Raw genomic sequence first — 22,643 nt, 5'->3', positions numbered from 1 at the left:
GAACTTTCAACTGTCTTCAGTGCCTAGCAACAAGCGCGTACTCGCCTTTGACGATTTTATAACACGAACAGGCACAGAACTAATTACGCGATCGCCCACCCCAATCTACATTTTAAACTTCTCGGTAATCCGTTTCATCGCCTCTTCCACATTCTCCCGGCTATTAAATGCGGAAATCCGAAAGTAACCTTCACCCGCAGCACCAAAACCAGAACCGGGTGTTCCCACAACGTTTACAGTTTGCAACAATTTATCGAAGAAATCCCAACTCGACAAATTATTAGGCGTTTTCACCCAGACGTAAGGCGCATTTACACCGCCATATACCTGCAATCCCGCTGCTGTTAGTTGCTCGCGAATTATTTTCGCATTTTCCATATAAAACTTGACAAGCGCCTGAGTTTGTGCTAAACCTTCCTCAGAGTAAATTGCCTCCGCTCCGCGTTGGACGATATAAGACACTCCATTAAACTTGGTAGATTGGCGGCGATTCCACAGCTTCCACAGTTCCACATCAGAACCATCAGCAGCTTTGGCTTTGAGTGTCTTCGGCACAACCGTTAAGGCACAACGAGTACCGGTAAAGCCGACATTTTTGGAGAAAGAGCGAAACTCGATCGCACAATCTCTTGCACCTTCAATTTCATAAATCGAGTGCGGAATCTCGGAATCGGTGATAAACGCTTCGTAAGCTGCATCAAAGAAAATAATCGAGTTATGAGACTTAGCATAATCTACCCAAGCCTTGAGATGTTCTTTGCTGGCAGTTGCGCCGGTGGGATTATTAGGAAAGCACAGATAAATTAAATCGATTTTTCTATCAGGAATTTCGGCGGTGAAGTTATTCTCTGCCGTAATTGGCAAATATACCAAACCCTCAAACTCACCTTTATCATTAGCCGCTCCCGTATGTCCAGCCATCACGTTGGTATCTACATACACCGGATAAACAGGATCGGTGACAGCGATCGCATTATCATTACCAAAGATATCCAGAATATTGCCTGTATCGCACTTAGAACCGTCAGAAATGAAAATTTCCGATGCATCAACCTCACATCCGCGAGATTGAAAGTCATGTAAAGCAATTTTCTCTCGCAACCAAGCATAACCTTGTTCTGGACCGTAGCCTTTGAACGTAGAGCGATCGCCCATTTCTTCGACAGCTTTAATCATAGCTGTGCGACAAGCTTCAGGTAAAGGTTCGGTGACATCACCAATACCTAACCGAATAATATTTGCATCACTGTTTGCCTCCGCGAAAGCATTGACTCGTCGAGCGATTTCTGGAAACAAATAGCCTGCTTTGAGCTTAAGGAAATTGTTGTTAATTTTCGCCATAGTAGATTGCGACAAACACGAAATACGACATCAGCCGGAGAGTGCCTACGCTGAGTGGAACCTCAATATTGTGCAACATTATTCCTTAGAGTCACAATCTTGATGTTCAAAATTCATCTGCAAACAATTGGCATCGATACACAGAAATAATTAAGGGTACAGCAATGCTGTACCCTTATGAGAATTATTGTTGATTTAAACTGAGCGAAATGCACTATTCTCAATTAACCATTTATCCCGCCATGAACTTTAGTTCATGGCTAATAGCGCGTATTCCATTAAAATGGACTGAAAAGCTTGACCAAGATTCATTTAGTCATCTTGAGATGACTTTAGCTATTAGCCAGAGATTTTAATCTCTGGCGGGTAATGCAACGAAATCAATATCTCACAACCAGATTTGATATTACTGCTGCTCAGGTGTCGTTGTTGATTCCTCAGGAAATTGCTGTGGCTCTGGCTCAGGTTCAGGCTTGAGCAACTCGCGCCAATTCCTAATTTGCTCTCGCGCTGCGCTGTAAGCAGCAGAACCTTGGGGAACCAGTTTTGCAATTTCAATACCTTGGACGATATCAGATTCACTCAAAGAGCGGGCTATGTCTAATAATTGCTGACTCCATTGGTCAATAGCCGGATTCACGTCATTGCGTAACAAACTACGACTTGGCACTCGATCCGCTAGCTGTATTGCCTCTGACAAAGCTTCTGGAGTGCCAGCAAGTGCCACTTCCCGCGCTTTCCGCCAATTTTCTCTAGCGCGGACTTGCCCTCGCCAATCGTCTATAGATGCTTGTGCTTCACCACTTAGTGCGCGTCCTGACGAGGCAATTTGTTCGGCAGCTTTAATCGCAGAGGCTAGATCGCCAGTACTAGCAATTTGTCGCGCTTGATCTAAGTATGGCTGATCTTGAATTCGCTGAATTTTCGCCGTCCAAGTGCGAATTTTTCGGCGTGCTTCTGGATACAATGCCCGACCGTTACGAATTTGACTTGCTTCGGCGATCGCTGCTTGCAATGAGTTAACATCTTCTATAAAACTTATCTGTTCAGCGCGTTCCAAATAAGGTTTATCTTCGATTGTCTCAGCTTCGGCACGCCAGCGTCCCATTTCTTGTCTAGCTTCAGAACCACGAGGATTATTAGCCGGGATAAGACGCGCTTGAGCGATCGCTGCATTCAAATCGCTAACTGTTCCCTGACTTGCCAGTGTACGGGCTTTTTCTAAATTGGCAACATCTTCAATTTCCAACTGCCAACGAGCAATCAGTTTTTGTGCCTTGTCGTAAACTGGTCTTGAGGGGTCAATTTGTTGTGCTTGGGCGATCGCTGTTTCTAAACCAGAAACACTGCCGATCCACGCATTTCTTTGGGCATCAGCTATAGCTGTAAAGTCTTCGATTTCCAACTTTAGCCCTGTACTTGCCGGAATTTTGCCGACAATTTCCAGCGCTTCATCCGCATCCCGACGATCTAGCTTTTTCTGTGCTAATGCCAGGATTTTCCGTCCAAATACTGGAATCGTTGCCTGTGCCTTTTGATAAACGTAACTATCTTGCCCAATTGATTCAGCTATCTTGATGGCTTTTAGTAGATTATCTACTCCAGAGTCTTCAGCCAAGCCGTTGGCTTTTGCTAACTTTTCGCCATCTTCTCGCGCTGAGACAATCAAGCGATTTAATTGATCGTACTTAGCTGTTTGCCAGTATTTATTATCTACCCGCAGCAATTTAGATGCCACCATAAAAGCGGATTGCGAATGTGCTTGGCGTAGTTCTTCTTCCGCTTTTTGGTAAATGTTTTCTCCCTTAGACCAAATTGACTGCCATTTGGTAATTTGCTCATCTACTAATTTATCAGCCGAGAGGTTTTGAGGAATTTTACGTGCTGTTGCGATCGCTTCGTCTAACTTCCCTGATTGAAAACTTTGATCGGCTAGCTGTAAAATCGAACGCGACCACTCTTCTAGGTTGCGATTAATTTCTGCCCGTAGTGGGTGATTTTCTGGCAGTTGCTTGACTAAGGCGATCGCTTGTAACAAGTCATTCACCGTCTGCTTAGAAGCTGCCAATTGAGCGCAGTGCAGTCGCACCGATGCACTAGCAAGGGGCCAAAAAATCGATGGACAGTTTGGTGCCGATGGCAACTTTAGCAGCATCGCCATCGAAATAAAGCCGATACTGCCAGGAATCAACGCTAATAAAACTGTCCATAACACCCAGCTTTTCATCCAGTTGGGGATTTTACCATAACTAGTGCTGGCTGTCCCTTGTTCTTTATCAGAATTGCGTTTTTTTCGGCGCTTCACTGACTTTGAGGTAGAACCATTAGCTGGGACACCAGACACGCGATCGCCGATTGGCAGCGATCGTGATAATCTGGTTATTTCATCTGGCTCTGTTGCTCTGGCTGATGACCAACTCTCTGGAATATCCCGCTCTGTCATCTCTCACACCAAAATAATTTCACAGCGATCTGTTATGATTCGATAATTTCTTTGTTGCCATAGTAACTTTCTCGTCATGAAAAAGCTAGTCTCAATTATCTCTCTCCACAGATATCATTAACGCAATGAAATAATCGTATCTTTTTATACTTATCTTTAAACGGAAGATTCCGCATGTAAATCGTCAATTAATTGCGCTAGCTGGTCGCTACTTGCGTGATATACTGAGCCGCAAAAATCGCAAGTTGCCTCAGCACCATCATCTTTAGCAATCATGTCTTGCAGTTCAGCTTCTCCTAAAATTTTTAACGCTCCGAGGACGCGGTTAAAAGAGCAACCACAATGAAAGCGTAGCATTTGAGTTTCTGGGAAAATCACCAAATTCATATCACCCAGCAAGTCTTGAAAAATTTCTGGCAATGTTTTGCCTGCTTGCAACAATGGCGTAAATCCAGCTAAACTTGCCACTCGTGATTCTAACTTTGCGACTAGCTCTTCATCTCTAGCGGCTTTTGGCAACACTTGTACGAGTAAGCCTCCAGCAGCAGTCACCCCATTTGCACCCACGAACACACCTAAAACTACAGCAGAAGGTGTTTGTTCAGAGTTTACCAGATAATGAGCTATATCGTCCCCAATTTCCCCAGAAACGAGTTCTACCGTACTAGAGTAAGGATAGCCGTAACCCACATCGCGAACGACGTAAAGGTAGCCATTACCGACTGCGCCACCAACGTCAAGTTTTCCTTTGGCATTGGGAGGCAATTCGATCGCCGGATTTTCTACATAGCCGCGTACCGTTCCATCTAAGCCAGCATCTACCAAGATACCACCCAAAGGACCATCGCCTTTAATTCGGACGTTGACTCTAGAGCCTTCTCGCTTCATATTAGAAGCCATCAACAAGCCAGCTGCCATAGTTCGACCCAAGGCTGCGGTTGCTACATAAGAAAGCTTGTGTCTAGTCCTTGCTTCTTCTGTCAGACGTGTGGTAATCACACCGACTGCACGAATTCCACCATCAGCCGCTGTGGCGCGAATTAACTGATCCGCCATGAATAACCTTACATTTCTTAACAAGTTCACTTTTTCTATTTTAAGTTCATCAGCTCGTAGAAAAGTGACCAAACAAAGCAACAATGGTTAAAGATGTCCGTATGAAAAGAAGCGGTTTTCCGCGCTTGAGCGAAAGTAGGGAATTTTGAAGAAATATTTCAACGTGCCCGTCGTGTAATGAAATTTTCATTTTCCTTTGAACAAGCCCGTATCTGATGAACCACATTTGTCATACTAAAAGAAAATGCGATCGCTCAAGCGCGTTGGCAAAGCCATCGCTCTCAAAATGTTCGGTAATTTTCAACAAAGTCAACTACGTATAGAAGTTGAAGCATCAGCCGCTACAATCAAAGACAGTCTGCTGCGTCCTGTGCAACAAGAAAAATGGCTCATCGGGCAACGTTTTTCCCCCGGAATGCCTGAAGAACTACATTCAGGATTTCAGTTTACTAGCTCAATTGGACTAGTTAAGATTCATCATCAAGTAGACGTAGCAAAACCCAACTGTTTGCGCTTGCTACTCAGTCAAGGTATCGACGGCTTTCATGAATGGTACTGGGGTGAAGGTTGGGTACAGTCCCGCTTGGAAGGAGTATCAATTTTGCCGTTGAATTTGGGGCAAAGCTTGAGTTTGTTAAGCTTGCGAACCTTTTTGGCAACTCAAAAGCGGTGAGTTATCTTCTAATAGACTATTTACTGGACAAAACCTGACATTTACTGACAAACCGCACCAAAAAACTGTCCACTTCGGAGCGTATGTGCTCGCGCTTTGCAGTCAGTCATTTTCCAAGAAATTTTAGAAGAGGGAAGACAGGAAGAGGCGTTAGTAATGATTATGCGTCCACTGACACGGTTGTTCGGTACACTCGACGCTGATTTACAAGCACGTATTCGCTCCTCTTCCACCGATCGCTTGGAAGATTTAAGTGAGGCTTTGTTAGATTTCTCCTCGGTGGGAGATTTGGTAACTTGGCTCGTCGAACAACAGGGTAAGTAAAACGGAATGCGATCGCTTTTTCCCTCGTTTTCCCTTGTTTTGAGGTACAACGTGGGAAAGCGTTAATAAATCCTTAAATTATTAGACCTCTTGCACTCATAAAGATAACGAGACTTATACCAAGTTGCGTTAAGTTCGTGGTAGCTCAAAGTCCATTTCTATTGCTTCCTTCTCCTGTCACCAGACGCTACGCGTGAACGTCGCTTCGGACTTCCTTACTACCAATGACAATGCAACTTCGTATTAGACTCAAGTGTGCGGGGTTGCGCGTACAAAGCCTACCTACGTTAGCTTTTAAAGTCATTAGTGGGACTTAAACAAAAAGAAGAATAAAAAAGGGTATAATGCTCTACCAGCATAGTTTTCACATCAAAGTGACTTTCGATGAAAGAGACAATGCCCGCAGCCATGCCTCCGTGCTTTGAGAAATGGTGTAACCGATTTGATGATGTGTTTACTTATAAAGTTCAAAAACTAGAAGTGAGTGAAAACGCTATAAGAGGTTATTTAAAAAATAGTTTTAGCTGGATAGATTGCCAAGTCGCTATTAAATTATGTAGTTATTTCCAGGTAGACATAGGTGAAATGTTTCAAATTAAATAAGTTTTAAAGAATGATTAACCCGTCTACACTAGACTTAAAAACCGAAAGTGAGAAATAAAAATGAAAACCGAACAAGACAGAGAAGAGATAATCAAAGCTATCAACGTACTGCTAAATCAAGCTTACGATAGCACTTTAGATGAGATTTTCGCATTACTAAAACGTATAGATGAAGAAGAGGAACAAGACGATCTCAAAGCCTATGATGAAGCCAAGGAAGATATACGGATTAACGGCACAATGTCATGGGAAGAAGTTAAAAAAGAACTGAAAAAGGAAGTAGTGTGAGTTATAAAGTTGAAATCTCAAAGGGTGCATCAAAACAACTTAAAAAATTATCGTCTGAACTTCAAGAACGCATACAAGTTAAAATTGATGATTTAGCTACAGAACTCCGTCCCAACGAAGTTAAAAAGTTAAAAAATAGAGAGTATGGTTATCGAATTAGAGTAGGTGATTATCGCATTTTATACGATATTCTCGATGATATTTTATTGGTGACTGTTGTAGAAATTGGACATCGTAGCAAGATTTATAAAGACGAAAGTTAATAACCAAGAAAACATATATTCTATTTCACTATTAGAATTGGTGGTGTAATCCTTACAATTATCCGGGAATATCGTCAGAAAACTAGTCAGTTTAGTCTATATAAAATTACATAATATATCAGATTATGTGTTTACTCATAAAGCTCAAAAAAGAGAGTATAGGCATTATTTAGTAAGTAATAAGTCTTGAAATCTGTTCTCTAATTTTCGGCTGTTAAAACTTGCTCAACCGTTAATTTTAATTCTGGAAAGATTTGAGATTGAATTTGCTCGCTACCAACAAACTCTGCTGGTTCGTATAATTCTTCAATTAATGTGAAGACAGTTACTTTGTTAGTTAATAAATCGACAATCCAATACTCTGGAATATTTAAAATATTATATTCTACTCGCTTGGCTCGATAATCTACGGTTTTTGTTGACTCGCTCACAACTTCTACCACAAGTAAGGGAGGTGGTTCATTAAGTTCAATAACTGCTTCTCGGTTTCTCAATTCTCGCCATTGGGGCAATAAAAGCACAACTACATCGGGAATTCTTGATGTATCCCATCTGCCAGCGCGGGGAGAACGAACACCGACAACCATTTGTTTAGATGTCCAATCTAACTTTAATCGGAGAATTTCTTCTCGAAAGCAAACATTGATAAATTCTGTTACCCCCCCATGTTGCCCACTTCCCAAACTCATGGGAATTAGTTCTCCATCAACCAATTCGTAGCGTGTATCAGTACCATCATCATAAGCTAGATACTCTTCAAAGGTAAGTCGTTTAGTGACTGCTGGAGTTGTGGTCATGGCATTATCTGATTTGCCTTACCTGATTTTAATTCAACTTCACCACCAAGACTGAACAATTAGCTTCTTCCACCACTTGACTGCTAACTGAACCCTGAACAATTCGCTTCATCCCAGTTAACCCGCGACTGCCAATAATAATCAAGTCAGCTTGGTAAATATTCGCAAGACGAATAATTTCTTCTGCCGGATCGCCAGTTACTAATTCTAATTCACTGTTGACTGGCAACTGTTCCTGATAGGATTGCAGTTGTTTTTCTACATGAAAATAAGAAAGTGTTGGTGACTCTCCTTGAGGACGATCTGCCGATAGTTCCATTTCCGACTCTGGGGTGGGAAACACATGACAGAGAATTATTTTGCTTTCTTTTAGCAGCACCAATTCCTGTAAAGTCTGAATTACACGTTCTGCAATTTCTGAACCGTCCAGAGCTACCAAAATAGTATTTAGCACCGCTGTAGTCTCCTCAAGGTAGACATTTCACATTATTACCTGCTTTATGTGTTGGCGGTTACACCAACAATAAGAGCAGCGATATGGACGTGCCTTTGTCGTGGAAGCTACGCCCTGCGTAAATAGCATCGCGATTTGCTGTACTTCGGAGGTTGCCCTCCGTTGTAACACCTGGCTTGCGATCGCCGTTTAAACTTTCAGTTTGTAGCCACTAGGTAACTTTTGCCAAAAGTTTAAGAAAAAATTAAGAATTTGTAATTATTCATCTTCTTGAACTCGGCGTCTAACTGAATCAGCATGAGAAGGCAAGCCTTCCGCTGTCGCTAGTACGTCAATTGCGCCAGCCACTTTTTGCAGGGCGGTTTCGGAGTATTGGATGATACTCGAATGTTTCAAGAAAGTTTCCACACCCAATGCCGAAGCATAATGAGCAGCACCGGAAGTAGGCAAAGTGTGATTTGGTCCAGCTAAATAGTCTCCCACAGCTTCTGGTGTAGAATGCCCTAAGAAGATTGCCCCTGCATGGCGAATATGTTGAATTAATGCCCAAGGATCTTCGACTTCTAATTCTAAGTGTTCGGGGGCAAACTCATTTGAGAATTGAGCTGCGGCTTCTAGAGATTCGACAACGACGATTAAGCCATAGTGAGCGATCGCTTTTTCTGTATCTATTCTTCTAGGGTGATCTATTAGCTGTCTTTCCACAGCGACTTGCACGTTCTTCGCCAAACTTGTATCCGTTGTCAACAATATTGCTGCTGCCATCGGATCGTGTTCGGCTTGTGCTAACAAATCCGCCGCCACATGTACGGGATTTGCGGTTTCGTCGGCAATAATTAGCACTTCACTTGGTCCTGCTAAAGAATCAATGCCCACAGTACCGTATACGAGTTTTTTTGCTAGGGTGACATAAATGTTACCTGGACCTGTAATCACATTTACTTTCGGAATCGTTTCTGTACCGTAGGCTAAAGCGGCGATCGCTTGGGCGCCTCCGACACGATAAATTTCTTGTACCCCAGCTTCTTGGGCAGCTACCAACACTGCTGGGTTAATCGCTTTGTGCGCTCCCGGTGGCGTTACTATCACCACACGGGGGACATTAGCCACCCTCGCTGGAATAGCATTCATCAGCACCGTACTTGGATAAGCAGCTCGACCACCAGGAATATATAATCCCGCTCGGTCTACAGGAGTGTAGCGCTTACCCAGCACTACATCATCATCGCCAAAGTGTACCCAGCTTTTCGGTACTCGCTGACGATGAAACGCTTCAATAAGCCTGCTAGCGAGCCGAATTGCCTCTAGCAAGTCCTTTGACACCTGTTGATAAGCCGTATCCAGTTCGGAACCGGAAACGCGCAGTTCACCGGGATTGAGGGTTTGGTGGTCAAATTCGGCAGTGTAGTGCAATACAGCTTTGTCGCCTTGGCGCTTCACTGCTTGCAACACTTCCCGCACGGTTGCTTCTTTGTGATGCACCTGTTCATCATGGGTGCGATCGCAGATACGTTGCAGTTCTGCTCTGACGTCTGCCTGCTGAGTAATAATTCGCAGCATGGAGTAAGGAAAGTGCCAAAATGAACGAATATTCCCGCCGAGAATCAGTTTTGCCCTTTACCTAATTAGGCGCAAAGCTTACCCTAATTCTCTTCTCTAGCTTAACCTGTATTTTTTTGATACTCCCAAGGCTTCATATCGCACTTGGGTTGCGATCGCGCAGCGAAAGTATGCTTTCTAACCTCAAACGGTGGAGGTGTTTTGTTTGAACATCTTGCCTTTTTTTGGCAATTTAGGTAAGCATTGAGTATAATTTTTGTCTATTTTCTAATTTATTAGCTTGATTTTGTAGATACGCGCTTGGTATCGTGTCTCTACATTTCCACCACTGAACTTTAACCGTTCATAGATCCTTGCAGGACAGCAACACATTTTCACAAAGGCGGTCTGAGCGCTTGGTAACTCTTGGCGAGAAGTCCTTATTTACTGGAGTACCTAATTTTAACGCATTTCTTTAGTTGTCGTCATATCCTCCATGTAGGTGAGTTAACGTCTTTTTTTCTGCTTGCCGTCAAAATTAAAATTTAAATCCAAAATTTAGTTATGATATTTTTTTCGCCCGAATTATAACATTGGCAAAAAAGATGCTATATTAGTAAGCCTAGTAGTGTGTGTACATAAATAATAGTATTTTTGGGATTGACAGTGGCGAATACAAAGTCTGCTCTGAAACGCGCCAAGATCGCAGAACGCAATCGCTTGCGTAACAAAGCTTATAAATCAGCAGTGAAAACGCTGATGAAAAAATACCTTTCGGCTGTAGCAACCTATGCAGCTAATCCTAGCTCAGAATCAAAGAAAGAAGTAGACGATCGCATGTCGGAGGCGTACAGCAAAATCGATAAAGCTGTAAAGCGGGGTGTACTTCATCCGAACAATGGAGCGAGGAAAAAGTCAAAATTGGCGAAAAAACTAAAAAGCTCTACCGTATCAGCATAACTGTTAACAGTCATGAGTTCGTCATCAGGACTCATGCTTTGAAAAAGGACAAAGGACCCCTCGATGCAGCTGATTGATACCCATGTTCATCTCAACTTTGACCTTTTTCAACCGGATTTAGCAGCAGTGCGATCGCGATGGCAAGAAACCGGTGTAGTACGTCTAGTACATTCGTGCGTCGAGCCATCAGAGTTTTCCAGCATTCAAGCGATAGCTAACGCATGTCCCGAAATCAGCTTTGCTGTAGGCTTACATCCTTTAGATGCCCATAAATGGAATAGCCAAACAGAAAAGGAAATATTATCTTTGGCTACCTCTGATGCCAAAGTGGTAGCAATCGGAGAAACGGGGCTGGATTTTTATAAAGCAGATAACTACGACAAGCAGCTTTTGGTGTTTGAAGCTCAATTAGCGATCGCATGTGAACTCAACTTACCAGTGATTATCCACTGCCGGAATGCTGCATCAGAACTGAGAGACATATTGCAAAAATGGAGGAATCTTAAAGGAGACAATATCCGAGGTGTCATGCACTGCTGGGGTGGAAAACCACAAGAAGTTCAATGGTTTATCGACTTGGGGTTTTATATCAGCTTTAGTGGCACCGTCACCTTCAAAAACGCCATAGACATTCAACAATCAGCTGTGTTGGTTCAATCAGATCGCTTGTTAATTGAAACAGACTGTCCTTTTTTAGCACCGGTTCCGAAACGAGGTGAAAAGCGCAATGAGCCAGCTTACGTGCGTTATGTAGCAGAAGCTATAGCTCGTTTGCGTGGGGAAAGTCTAGCTCAGATCGCTACTCAAACTACTGAGAATGCCTGTAAACTATTTGGGTTAGTACTCTAGCTCAAGTGAGCCGGATACATCACCCTAAGATTGTTTCGCCACTTTGACTCTAACGCCACATGCGCTCATAGGCGATAAAATACGCAACGCAGTGGCTTACCTCAATCGGCAAAAAAATAAAAATCGCACATGCGCAAAAATATGCTAGTATTATTGCCTCAAAAATGTTTTTCTTGCGCCATAATGGTTAAGGAAGGAACTAAAAATTAGTAAACTGAAGTTTCACGCTTCATCACTTTTTCATCCTCTCTCTACATGCGGATGCGAAAAATACACGACCATCCTGCAAAAACAACTACGTTAAAGCTAAAATTTTGTCCTTTGAAAGCAGATCTGTATTTAATCTATAAAAATTGTTAACCGTTAATTGACTTGTGATTAATACCCAACAAGAGAAAGCCATACTGATTAGAGCTTATAAAAGCGGAGCGTTGCTTCAGTCTCTTAACATCACCCTTTGAAAAAGGCTGTGCGTGTATAAAAGACAGAACAGTGTAGAGCGCACTCGTGCGCTAATTGACGCGCTAACCATAGAAGTGGAAGTGAGGAAAGCAAATAAAAATCAACAAGATATCTTTCATCTGCAATTGCTCCAACGCAAAAGCAGGATTTTTGCCGTAATTGACTTTAATCGGGGCGATCGCCCGCTAAAGTCAAAATCAGTTCTTAAAGCTTACTGTGCTTTGTTTGTCGGCACTTATAGCCAGTCAATTGGTATAAAAATAAGTTTCCAATACGGAAATCGGCGCTTCGATGATAACCTTCTCCTGCAAAGACGCGCTTCTCTTCTCCCAAAGAAAGACGAGAAGCGCTCTCCTAGAGGCTTCTCTACGAGAGGCTCCTTCATGTGCGAACGCCCTTGTGCAGTGTACGAGCGATAATTCACAATTGATAAAGGTAGAGGCATGACTAAAGAAACATATATGGAACCCGCCTTTTTATTACCCGACTTAATTGAAATCCAGCGTTCAAGCTTTCGCTGGTTTTTAGAAGAAGGGCTAATAGAAGAACTTAACTCCTTTAGTCCGATTACAGACTACACTGGCAAACTAGAACTGCACTTTTTGGGTCAGAACTACAGACTTAAGCAACCCAAGTACAGCGTCGAAGAAGCCAAACGGCGGGATAGTAGCTACGCGGTGCAAATGTATGTACCGACAAGATTAATTAACAAAGAAACCGGGGAAATCAAAGAGCAAGAAGTCTTTATCGGCGACTTGCCTTTGATGACCGATCGCGGAACTTTCATCATCAACGGTGCCGAGCGGGTAATCGTCAATCAAATCGTCCGCTCCCCAGGCGTATACTACAAATCAGAAATCGACAAAAACGGACGCCGCACTTACTCTGCTAGTTTGATCCCCAACCGGGGGGCATGGCTGAAATTTGAAACAGACCGTAACGATTTAGTTTGGGTACGCATCGACAAAACCCGCAAATTGTCGGCGCAAGTGCTGCTGAAAGCACTCTCGCTGTCAGACAACGAAATATTTGACGCCCTGCGTCACCCAGAATATTTCCAAAAAACCATCGAAAAAGAAGGGCAATTTTCCGAAGAAGATGCCTTGATGGAGTTGTATCGCAAACTGCGTCCTGGTGAACCACCCACAGTATTGGGAGGACAGCAGTTACTCGATTCGCGCTTTTTTGATGCCAAACGCTACGACTTGGGTCGGGTGGGACGCTACAAACTTAACAAAAAGTTACGTTTGCAAGTTCCAGAAACAACTCGCGTATTAACGTCGGTTGACATTTTAGCGGCGGTAGATTACCTAATCAACCTGGAATTTGATATTGGTAACACCGACGACATCGACCACCTGGGAAATCGCCGAGTAAGAAGCGTGGGTGAATTGCTGCAAAACCAGGTGCGGGTGGGTTTAAACCGCTTAGAGCGGATTATTCGCGAACGCATGACAGTATCCGATGCGGAAGTGTTGACACCGGCATCTTTAGTTAACCCGAAACCGTTGGTAGCGGCAATCAAAGAATTCTTTGGTTCTTCCCAATTGTCGCAGTTCATGGATCAAACCAATCCTTTGGCAGAACTGACTCACAAACGCCGTTTATCGGCACTTGGTCCTGGGGGATTAACCAGAGAACGGGCTGGTTTTGCGGTGCGAGATATTCACCCATCGCACTACGGACGCATTTGCCCGATTGAGACACCAGAAGGACCCAACGCCGGTTTGATTGGTTCGTTGGCAACTCATGCCAGGGTGAATCAATACGGCTTTTTAGAAACACCATTTCGTCCGGTAGAAAACGGCAAAGTGCGGTTTGACGTGCAGCCGGTTTATATGACGGCTGATGAAGAAGACGATTTGCAGACTGCGACGGGGGATATCCCCTTAGATGAAAACGGCTACATTATTGGACCTTCGGTGCCGGTGCGTTATCGCCAAGATTGGACAACGACAACACCTGAGCAAGTTGACTATGTAGCAGTTTCCCCAGTGCAGATTGTGTCGGTTGCCACCAGCATGATTCCCTTTTTGGAGCATGATGACGCCAACCGAGCGCTGATGGGGTCGAACATGCAACGGCAAGCGGTGCCGTTGTTGAAGCCAGAACGTCCTTTAGTGGGGACTGGTTTGGAAGCGCAAGCGGCTCGTGACTCTGGGATGGTGATTGTATCGCGGACTGATGGGGATGTAACTTATGTTGATGCTACAGAAATTCGCGTTCGTCCTAAGGGAAGCCAAAACGAAATTAAATACAAGATTTCTAAGTATCAGCGTTCTAACCAAGACACTTGTTTGAACCAAAAGCCGCTGGTGCGGATGGGTGAGAAGGTGGTAGCAGGTCAAGTGTTGGCGGATGGATCTTCTACTGAAGGTGGAGAATTAGCGCTGGGACAAAATATTGTCGTCGCTTACATGCCTTGGGAAGGTTACAACTACGAAGATGCGATTTTGATTTCCGAGCGGTTGGTGCAGGAAGATGTTTATACTTCGGTTCACATTGAAAAATATGAAATTGAGGCAAGACAGACGAAGCTAGGACCAGAGGAAATCACCAGAGAAATACCCAACGTTGGGGAAGATGCTTTGCGCTCTTTGGATGAACAGGGAATCATTCGCATTGGGGCATGGGTAGATGCGGGGGATATATTAGTCGGAAAAGTTACCCCCAAAGGTGAATCTGACCAACCACCAGAAGAAAAGCTGCTGCGGGCAATTTTCGGTGAAAAGGCGCGGGATGTGCGCGATAACTCATTGCGAGTGCCGAATGGTGAAAAAGGTCGCGTGGTTGACGTGCGGTTATTTACCCGCGAACAAGGCGACGAATTGCCACCGGGAGCGAATATGGTGGTGCGGGTGTATGTAGCGCAAAAGCGAAAAATCCAAGTTGGCGACAAAATGGCAGGGCGTCACGGGAATAAGGGAATTATTTCCCGCATCCTCCCATTGGAAGATATGCCTTATTTGCCGGATGGGTCGCCGGTGGATATTGTGCTCAATCCGTTGGGCGTGCCATCACGGATGAACGTGGGGCAGGTGTTTGAGTGTTTGCTCGGTTGGGCTGGTCACACTTTGGGAGTGCGCTTTAAGATTACGCCTTTTGACGAAATGTATGGGGAGGAGTCATCTAGAAGAATTGTGCATGGTAAGTTGCAAGAAGCACGAGATGAGACGGGGAGAAACTGGGTATATAACCCGGATGACCCTGGCAAAATCATGGTGTTTGATGGGCGGACTGGCGAGCCTTTTGATAGACCGGTGACGATAGGTGTCGCTTATATGTTGAAGCTGGTGCATTTAGTGGATGATAAGATTCACGCTCGTTCGACAGGTCCATACTCATTGGTGACACAGCAACCCTTGGGTGGTAAAGCACAACAAGGCGGTCAGCGCTTTGGAGAAATGGAAGTATGGGCGCTGGAAGCATTTGGGGCGGCTTACACGCTGCAAGAGTTGCTGACTGTGAAATCTGACGACATGCAAGGACGAAACGAAGCCTTGAATGCGATCGTTAAAGGCAAAGCAATTCCGCGACCGGGTACACCGGAATCATTCAAAGTGTTGATGCGAGAATTGCAATCGTTGGGGTTAGACATAGCCGTGCATAAAGTGGAAACCCAAGCTGACGGTAGTTCTTTGGATGTAGAAGTTGATTTGATGGCAGACCAAGGAACGCGCCGCACTCCCCCACGCCCAACTTACGAATCTCTATCGCGAGAATCGATGGAAGACGACGAGTAAAGAAGGAGGGGTAAAGGGGAAAGGGGAAAGGGGAAAGGGATGGAGTTATTTAAAATCAGTCGAGAAGTGAGTGAAGATACTCTTCGCCTTTCCCCTTTTTTCCTTTTCCCTTTCCCCCTCTTGGAAAACCCCTTTCCCCCTTCCCCTTTCCCCTTTGCCCCTCTTCAAAAAATATATGAGAAACGCACAAACTAATCAGTTTGACTATGTGAAAATCGGCTTGGCTTCCCCAGAACGGATTCGGACTTGGGGCGAGCGAACTTTGCCTAACGGTCAGGTGGTAGGTGAAGTCACTAAGCCAGAGACGATTAATTATCGAACTTTGAAGCCAGAGATGGACGGGCTTTTTTGCGAGCGCATCTTTGGACCTGCGAAAGACTGGGAATGTCACTGCGGTAAATATAAAAGAGTGCGCCATCGCGGTATTGTCTGCGAACGCTGTGGGGTGGAAGTCACCGAATCACGCGTGCGCCGTCACCGCATGGGTTATATCAAACTGGCGGCACCAGTAGCGCACGTTTGGTATCTCAAGGGTATCCCCAGTTACATTTCGATTTTGCTGGATATGCCTTTGCGGGATGTCGAGCAGATAGTTTATTTCAACTCTTATGTTGTCCTCAGCAAAGGTAATGCGGAAACTTTAACTTATAAACAGCTATTGAGTGAAGACCAGTGGCTGGAAATTGAAGACCAGATTTATGCGGAAGATTCTCAGCTTCAGGGTGTAGAGGTAGGAATTGGGGCAGAAGCGCTGCTGCGGTTGCTTGCTGATATCAACTTGGAGCAAGAAGCGGAAAATTTGCGCGAAGAAATTGGTAACGCCAAAGGACAAAAACGGGCGAAGCTGATTAAGCGGTTGCGGGTGATTGATAACTTCATCGCTACTGGTTCGTTGCCAGAGTGGATGGTAATGGCGGTGATTCCAGTAATCCCTCCGGATTTGCGCCCGATGGTGCAGTTGGATGGTGGACGCTTTGCCACGAGCGATTTAAATGATTTGTATCGCCGGGTAATTAACCGTAACAATCGTTTAGCGCGGCTGCAAGAAATTTTAGCACCGGAAATTATTGTCAGAAACGAAAAGCGGATGCTGCAAGAAGCGGTGGATGCTTTGATCGACAATGGTCGTCGGGGACGGACGGTGGTAGGAGCAAATAACCGACCGCTGAAGTCTTTGTCTGACATTATTGAAGGTAAGCAAGGACGTTTCCGGCAGAATTTGTTGGGTAAGCGGGTTGATTATTCGGGTCGTTCTGTAATTGTCGTTGGACCAAAGTTACAAATCCACCAATGCGGTTTGCCGAGAGAAATGGCGATCGAGCTATTTCAACCGTTTGTGATTAATCGCTTAATTCGCTCTGGTATGGTGAATAACATCAAAGCCGCGAAAAAGCTGATTTCTCGCAACGACCCCAGTGTTTGGGATGTGTTGGAAGAAGTGATTGAAGGGCATCCGGTGATGTTAAACCGGGCACCGACACTGCACCGTTTGGGAATTCAAGCTTTTGAGCCGATTTTAGTAGAAGGTAGAGCAATTCAGTTGCATCCGTTAGTGTGTCCGGCTTTTAACGCTGACTTTGACGGCGACCAAATGGCAGTACACGTACCTTTATCGCTGGAATCTCAGGCAGAAGCGCGGTTGTTGATGCTTGCCTCTAACAATATATTGTCGCCGGCAACCGGTAAGCCAATTATTACACCCAGCCAAGATATGGTATTGGGGGCGTATTATTTAACTGCGGAAAATCCGGATGCGACAAAGGGCGCAGGAAAATACTTCGGTTCTTTGGATGACGCGATTATGGCTTACGAACAGCAGCAAGTTGATTTGCACGCTTATGTATTTGTGCGGTTTGATGGCGAAGTAGAAACTGATGTGGCAGATACCGAACCCGTGAAGGTTGAAGAAAATACCGATGGTACTCGGACGTTGCTGTATAAATTCCGTCGTGTCAGACAAGACAAGTCAGGGAATTTGATTTCTCAATATATACGCACAACTCCAGGTCGCGTTATTTATAACAAGGCGATCCAAGAAGCGTTAGCTAGTTAGTAGGGAATGGGGCATTGGGCATGGGGCATTGGGCATGGGGCATGGGGCATGGGGCATGGGGCATGGAAATACGTGTAGCTTCTTTTTATTCCTATTACCCATTGCCCATTGCCCATTGCCCAATGCCCATTGCCCATTGCCCAATGCCCATTGCCCAATTCCCAATTATCTTTTTCCCAATTACCTTTTTCCCAATTACTAATGACTGAAAAACTGATTTTTCGCAATCGCATCGTTGACAAAGGTCAACTGAGAAATTTAATTTCTTGGGCGTTCACCAATTGTGGCACGGCGCGAACGGCGGTGATGGCGGATAAGTTAAAAGACTTAGGCTTTCGCTACGCCACCAAAGCCGGAGTTTCGATTAGTGTAGATGATTTGATGGTGCCGCCAAGCAAGCGATCGCTCCTCGATGCCGCAGAAGAAGAAATTCGCGCCACGGAAGAACGCTATCAACGTGGTGAAATTACGGAAGTAGAACGTTTTCAAAAAGTAATTGATACTTGGAACGGAACATCGGAAGCGCTGAAAGATGAAGTGGTGAAGCACTTTAAGAGTACTAACCCGCTCAACTCCGTATATATGATGGCGTTTTCTGGTGCTAGGGGTAACATCTCCCAGGTGCGCCAATTGGTGGGGATGCGCGGGTTGATGGCAGATCCCCAAGGGGAAATTATCGGCTTGCCGATTAAAACCAACTTCCGCGAAGGATTGACCGTTACCGAATATATTATCTCTTCTTACGGCGCTCGTAAGGGATTGGTAGATACGGCGTTAAGAACTGCTGACTCTGGATATCTCACCCGTCGTTTGGTGGATGTATCCCAAGATGTGATTGTGCGGGAATTTGACTGCGGCACTACCAGGGGACTTACCCTCGGAGCGATGATAGAAGGTGGCAAAATCCTGATTCCCATCGGCACGCGCTTGATGGGACGGGTAGTGGCAGAAGATGTGGTGCATCCCACCACCAAACAAATAATTGCCCCGCGCAATACGCCAATTAGTAACGAGTTAGCACACGAGATTCAAAAAAGCGGCGTGCAATCGGTGGTGGTGCGATCGCCTTTAACTTGTGAAGCAGCGCGTAGTGTTTGCCAACACTGCTATGGCTGGAGTTTGGCACACGCGAAGATGGTAGATTTGGGTGAAGCGGTAGGAATTATTGCCGCTCAAAGTATCGGCGAACCGGGGACGCAGCTAACGATGCGGACTTTCCACACTGGTGGTGTATTCACCGGGGAAGTAGCAAAACAAGTGCGTGCCGAAAAAGATGGTACCATTCGCCTGCCGCGCAAGTTGAAAACCAGAGCATATCGCACTCGACACGGGGAAGATTCGCTGTTTGTGGAAGCAAACGGTACGCTTTCGTTGGAAACGACATCTGGTTCAATTGAAATTGCCGTTACCCAAGGTTCGACACTATATATAGTCGATGGGCAGCAAGTAAAGCTTGGTCAGTTGCTGGCAGAAGTGGCACTTGGCGGACGGACAACTCGGGCAAATACTGAAAAGGCTGTTAAAGATGTCGCCAGCGATTTGGCTGGGGAAGTGCAGTTTGCGGAAGTGGTGCCAGAGCAAAAAACAGACCGTCAAGGCAACACAACGACCACAGCGGCGCGGGGTGGTTTGATTTGGATTTTGTCTGGGGAAGTATATAACTTGCCACCTGGAGCGGAGTTGGTAGTGAATAATGGTGATGCAATTGAGACAAATGGTGTCTTGGCAGAAACCAAGTTAACTACTTTACATGGCGGTATAGTCCGCTTGCCAGAAGCGCAAGTGGGTAAGAGTACTAGGGAAATTGAGATTATCACCGCTAGTGTGGTTTTGGATCAGGCAACGGTGACGGTGCAAAGTTCCCAAGGTCGCAATAATTACCTTATTTCCACTGCTCACAACCAAGTCTTTAACCTCAGAGCAACTCCAGGCACAAAAGTGCAAAATGGTCAAGTTGTGGCGGAGTTAATTGACGATCGCTATCGCACCAATACAGGTGGGTTGTTGAAATACGCCGGTGTGGAGGTGCAGAAAAAAGGCAAGGCGAAGCTGGGTTATGAGGTAGTTCAAGGAGGCACATTATTGTGGATTCCGGAAGAAACTCATGAGGTAAATAAAGATATATCGCTGCTGTTGGTGGAAGACGGTCAGTATGTGGAGGCTGGCACAGAAGTTGTTAAGGATATATTCGCATCAAACAACGGCGTGGTGGAAGTCACCCAGAAAAACGACATTTTGAGGGAGGTGGTGATTAAGCCCGGAGAACTGCTGATGGTGGACGACCCGGAAGCGGTGATTGGACGAGATAATACTTTTGTTCAGCCGGGTGAGGAGTTATTGGGGCAAGTGGTGAGCGAACTGCGCTACATCCAATATATAGAGTCGCCAGAAGGTCCTGCGCTGCTGAGTCGTCCGGTAGAAGAGTTCGCGGTACCGAATAATCCGGATGTGCCTTCAACGACATCGGTTAGTCAGCAGACGGGGCGCAGTATTGAGTTGCGGGCGGTGCAACGACTGCCTTATAAAGATTCTGAGCGGGTTAAGTCGGTGGAAGGCGTGGAGTTGCTGCGGACGCAACTGGTGTTGGAAATTGAGACTGAGGGTGACGCCGACCACAACGCTTCGCCATTAGCAGCGGATATTGAGTTGTTGAGTGATGGTGAGGGTTCGGAAACTTCTCGTTTGCAATTGGTGATTTTGGAATCTTTGATAGTGCGTCGCGACATTACCGCCGATGCGACTCAAGGTAGCACGACTACGAGTTTGGAGGTGGAAGCACAAGCAAGTATCGCTCCTGGTGCTGTAGTTGCCCGTACCCAAATTTTGTGTAAGGAGGGGGGTATTGTCCGGGGAGTGCAAAAAGGAAGCGAAACAGTGCGTCGCTGTTTGGTGTTGCGTCATACGGACATGGTGACGGTGAACACGACAAGTGCGCCGAAGGTGAAGAAGGGGGACTTGCTGGTAGAGGGTTCGGAAATTGCCCCAGGAGTATTTGCTCCTTTGTCTGGGCAAGTGCTGGAAGTGAAGAAGGGAGAGGGGCAGGGGGCAGGGAGCAGGGAGCAGGGAGCAGAAGAGAGAAATCTTTCCCCCTTGCCCCCTGCCTCTTCCCCCTCTTCCCCCATGCCCCCTGCCCCCTTCCCCCCTGCCTCTTCTTACACTGTGTCGATTCGCATTGGTCGTCCTTATCGAGTTTCGCCGGGAGCGGTGTTGCAGATAGAGGATGGGGATTTGGTGCAACGCGGTGATAATTTGGTGTTGTTGGTGTTTGAACGGGCGAAGACGGGAGACATTATTCAAGGTTTGCCGAGAATTGAGGAATTGCTAGAAGCACGCAAGCCAAAAGAGGCGTGTATTTTGGCAAAGAGAGCCGGGGAAGTATCGGTTGTATATGGTGATGGTGATGAGGCGATCGCTGCTAAAGTCATCGAGCCGAATGGTGTTGTCACCGATTATCCTTTAGGACCTGGGCAAAATTTGGTGCTGACAGATGGTGCGACCGTCGCAGCAGGAGAGCCGTTGAGTGACGGTCCTGCCAATCCGCACGAAATTTTGGAGGTGTTCTTTAGTCTTGGTTCTGAAGATGGGGTGTATGCTTGTGCAAGTCTTGCTTTGCAGAAGGTGCAGACTTTCTTGGTGAACGAAGTGCAAATGGTGTATCAATCTCAAGGAATTGATATTGCCGACAAGCACATCGAAGTGATTGTGCGGCAGATGACCGCGAAAGTGCGGGTAGATGATGGGGGTGACACAACGATGTTGCCCGGAGAGTTGGTAGAACTGCGGCAAATTGAGCAGGTGAATGAAGCAATGGCAATCACCGGCGGTGCGAGGGCGCAGTATACCCCAGTATTATTGGGGATTACCAAAGCATCATTGAATACCGACAGCTTTATCTCGGCGGCATCATTCCAAGAAACAACGCGGGTGTTGACGGAAGCGGCAATTGAAGGTAAATCTGACTGGTTGCGCGGTTTGAAAGAAAACGTAATTATCGGGCGATTGATTCCTGCCGGTACTGGGTATAACGCCTATGAAGAGACGGGTATAGTTGACGACTATGGAAGCGCAGACAGCAGCAGCGTATTGGATGAAGTCGATGACCCGATGGATATGGTGTTAGATGACCGCACAGCTCGCGCTTATAATTTGGATTCTCCTGGACTTGGGGCAGAAGGATTTGGCGGTAGACGTACAGAATCGTCGTCAATCTTAGATGATGAGGATGATTTGATGATTGCTGATGAAGTTGGCGACCTTGTTGAAGAAGACGATTTTGAAGAAGACGAGGAAGACGAGGAAGAAGACGACTTCGACGAGGAAATATAAAAGGTAAAGGGTGAAATTTCTTTTACCATTCCAACATTCGTCCCTCCCAAATGGGAGGGTTTTTTATTTTTTTACTTTAGGACTTACGCTTTTAAGACCAAATAACCTAGACGCGATCGCCTCGGCTTGCCGCTAAGATTGCGGTTGCCTTTCTTTGCGTAAGTCCTATTACGTTTAGTTTCGCCCACTTACCATTTGGCTGACAGAAGTCACACAATCTAATAGGCTGTTTTAAAGAAGCGAAAAGCGGAAAGTTGAGCCAGTCGCATGGGCGGGTCTCCCGACCCCAAAGGGGTCAACGAGATTCCCATCGACGCAAGGCGCCAAGACGGGAACTCGTTGACTTGGGCGACAGCCGCGTTGAGCGGAGGCTTCCTCCGTTCGCGATTATGCAAAGTTGCCGTTGGCGTTCGCGAAGCGTCTCGAAGAGAAGCCTCTCGTTCGCGCAAGCGTCTCCCTTTGGGAGAAG

17 protein-coding genes are annotated in these 22,643 nt (G+C 45.7%); 11 read left to right on the top strand and 6 right to left on the bottom strand.

From position 1 onward, the window contains the following. Positions 1 to 105: 105 nt before the first annotated feature. From PI95_RS21945 to hslO, 3 genes are all read right to left on the bottom strand, one after another. Complete coding sequence (locus PI95_RS21945) at positions 106 to 1,341, bottom strand: LL-diaminopimelate aminotransferase (RefSeq protein WP_039753561.1); 1,236 nt, start codon at positions 1,339 to 1,341, stop codon at positions 106 to 108. A 406-nt stretch (positions 1,342 to 1,747) separates the two neighbouring features. Continuing rightward, positions 1,748 to 3,784 (bottom strand): hypothetical protein, encoded by a 2,037-nt coding sequence (locus tag PI95_RS21940; protein WP_039753563.1) that lies wholly within the window; start codon positions 3,782 to 3,784, stop codon positions 1,748 to 1,750. 156 nt (positions 3,785 to 3,940) lie between these two features. After that, entirely contained in the window at positions 3,941 to 4,840 is a 900-nt protein-coding gene (gene hslO / locus PI95_RS21935) for an Hsp33 family molecular chaperone HslO (protein ID WP_039753565.1), read from the bottom strand. Between the two features lie 286 nt (positions 4,841 to 5,126). On the opposite strand from hslO, the gene PI95_RS21930 reads away from it, so the two are divergent. From PI95_RS21930 to PI95_RS21910, 4 genes are all read left to right on the top strand, one after another. Then, positions 5,127 to 5,513 carry a hypothetical protein gene (locus PI95_RS21930; RefSeq protein WP_039754220.1) on the top strand — a complete coding sequence of 129 codons (387 nt, stop codon included), beginning with the start codon at positions 5,127 to 5,129 and terminating at the stop codon, positions 5,511 to 5,513. A gap of 96 nt (positions 5,514 to 5,609) precedes the next feature. Continuing rightward, entirely contained in the window at positions 5,610 to 5,837 is a 228-nt protein-coding gene (locus tag PI95_RS21925; RefSeq protein WP_052325843.1) for a DUF4351 domain-containing protein, read from the top strand. Between the two features lie 663 nt (positions 5,838 to 6,500). Further along, complete coding sequence (locus tag PI95_RS21915) at positions 6,501 to 6,728, top strand: hypothetical protein (protein WP_039753568.1); 228 nt, start codon at positions 6,501 to 6,503, stop codon at positions 6,726 to 6,728. Further along, positions 6,725 to 6,991 carry a type II toxin-antitoxin system mRNA interferase toxin, RelE/StbE family gene (locus PI95_RS21910; protein ID WP_039753569.1) on the top strand — a complete coding sequence of 89 codons (267 nt, stop codon included), beginning with the start codon at positions 6,725 to 6,727 and terminating at the stop codon, positions 6,989 to 6,991. The genes PI95_RS21915 and PI95_RS21910 overlap by 4 nt, the downstream gene beginning before the upstream one ends. A 200-nt stretch (positions 6,992 to 7,191) precedes the next feature. On the opposite strand, the gene PI95_RS21905 is transcribed toward PI95_RS21910, so the two are convergent. The 3 genes from PI95_RS21905 to hisD all read right to left on the bottom strand — a co-directional run bounded on the left by PI95_RS21905 (position 7,192) and on the right by hisD (position 9,802). After that, positions 7,192 to 7,788: a Uma2 family endonuclease gene (locus tag PI95_RS21905; RefSeq protein ID WP_039753570.1), complete on the bottom strand. Its 597-nt coding sequence runs from the start codon at positions 7,786 to 7,788 to the stop codon at positions 7,192 to 7,194. Between the two features lie 28 nt (positions 7,789 to 7,816). Next, entirely contained in the window at positions 7,817 to 8,242 is a 426-nt protein-coding gene (locus PI95_RS21900; RefSeq protein ID WP_039753572.1) for a universal stress protein, read from the bottom strand. Positions 8,243 to 8,500: 258 nt separating this feature from the next. Beyond that, entirely contained in the window at positions 8,501 to 9,802 is a 1,302-nt protein-coding gene (gene hisD, locus PI95_RS21895; protein ID WP_039753573.1) for a histidinol dehydrogenase, read from the bottom strand. 645 nt (positions 9,803 to 10,447) lie between these two features. Here hisD and rpsT point away from each other — a divergent pair. The 7 genes from rpsT to PI95_RS21860 all read left to right on the top strand — a co-directional run bounded on the left by rpsT (position 10,448) and on the right by PI95_RS21860 (position 22,174). Further along, on the top strand, positions 10,448 to 10,741 hold the full coding sequence (gene rpsT, locus PI95_RS21890; RefSeq protein ID WP_039754222.1) for a 30S ribosomal protein S20: 294 nt from the start codon (positions 10,448 to 10,450) through the stop codon (positions 10,739 to 10,741). A gap of 63 nt (positions 10,742 to 10,804) precedes the next feature. Continuing rightward, positions 10,805 to 11,590 carry a TatD family hydrolase gene (locus PI95_RS21885; protein ID WP_039753574.1) on the top strand — a complete coding sequence of 262 codons (786 nt, stop codon included), beginning with the start codon at positions 10,805 to 10,807 and terminating at the stop codon, positions 11,588 to 11,590. 473 nt (positions 11,591 to 12,063) lie between these two features. Next, entirely contained in the window at positions 12,064 to 12,471 is a 408-nt protein-coding gene (locus tag PI95_RS21880; RefSeq protein WP_039753575.1) for a hypothetical protein, read from the top strand. Between the two features lie 24 nt (positions 12,472 to 12,495). Beyond that, positions 12,496 to 15,795 carry a DNA-directed RNA polymerase subunit beta gene (gene rpoB, locus PI95_RS21875; protein ID WP_039753576.1) on the top strand — a complete coding sequence of 1,100 codons (3,300 nt, stop codon included), beginning with the start codon at positions 12,496 to 12,498 and terminating at the stop codon, positions 15,793 to 15,795. Positions 15,796 to 15,970: 175 nt separating this feature from the next. Next, entirely contained in the window at positions 15,971 to 17,848 is a 1,878-nt protein-coding gene (locus tag PI95_RS21870; RefSeq protein WP_039753578.1) for a DNA-directed RNA polymerase subunit gamma, read from the top strand. Positions 17,849 to 17,868: 20 nt separating this feature from the next. Further along, entirely contained in the window at positions 17,869 to 18,057 is a 189-nt protein-coding gene (locus PI95_RS21865; RefSeq protein ID WP_163519085.1) for a hypothetical protein, read from the top strand. Further along, positions 18,050 to 22,174, top strand: coding sequence for a DNA-directed RNA polymerase subunit beta'' (locus PI95_RS21860; protein WP_039753580.1), 4,125 nt, complete (start codon positions 18,050 to 18,052; stop codon positions 22,172 to 22,174). The genes PI95_RS21865 and PI95_RS21860 overlap by 8 nt, the downstream gene beginning before the upstream one ends. Positions 22,175 to 22,643: the final 469 nt, after the last annotated feature.

The sequence above is a fragment of the Hassallia byssoidea VB512170 genome (genome assembly GCF_000817785.2).
Lineage (GTDB): Bacteria > Cyanobacteriota > Cyanobacteriia > Cyanobacteriales > Nostocaceae > Hassallia > Hassallia carrinoi.
Note: the sequence above shows the minus strand (reverse complement) of the source record. Positions and strands in the feature narration are given on the sequence as shown.

Coding starts and splice junctions, on each gene's coding strand:
- PI95_RS21945 (WP_039753561.1), bottom strand. CDS start 1,341: ATGGCGAAAATTAACAACAATTTCCTTAAGCTCAAAGCAGGCTATTTG.
- PI95_RS21940 (WP_039753563.1), bottom strand. CDS start 3,784: ATGACAGAGCGGGATATTCCAGAGAGTTGGTCATCAGCCAGAGCAACA.
- hslO (WP_039753565.1), bottom strand. CDS start 4,840: ATGGCGGATCAGTTAATTCGCGCCACAGCGGCTGATGGTGGAATTCGT.
- PI95_RS21930 (WP_039754220.1), top strand. CDS start 5,127: ATGTTCGGTAATTTTCAACAAAGTCAACTACGTATAGAAGTTGAAGCA.
- PI95_RS21915 (WP_039753568.1), top strand. CDS start 6,501: ATGAAAACCGAACAAGACAGAGAAGAGATAATCAAAGCTATCAACGTA.
- PI95_RS21905 (WP_039753570.1), bottom strand. CDS start 7,788: ATGACCACAACTCCAGCAGTCACTAAACGACTTACCTTTGAAGAGTAT.
- hisD (WP_039753573.1), bottom strand. CDS start 9,802: ATGCTGCGAATTATTACTCAGCAGGCAGACGTCAGAGCAGAACTGCAA.
- PI95_RS21885 (WP_039753574.1), top strand. CDS start 10,805: ATGCAGCTGATTGATACCCATGTTCATCTCAACTTTGACCTTTTTCAA.
- rpoB (WP_039753576.1), top strand. CDS start 12,496: ATGACTAAAGAAACATATATGGAACCCGCCTTTTTATTACCCGACTTA.
- PI95_RS21870 (WP_039753578.1), top strand. CDS start 15,971: ATGAGAAACGCACAAACTAATCAGTTTGACTATGTGAAAATCGGCTTG.
- PI95_RS21865 (WP_163519085.1), top strand. CDS start 17,869: ATGGGGCATTGGGCATGGGGCATGGGGCATGGGGCATGGGGCATGGAA.
- PI95_RS21860 (WP_039753580.1), top strand. CDS start 18,050: ATGACTGAAAAACTGATTTTTCGCAATCGCATCGTTGACAAAGGTCAA.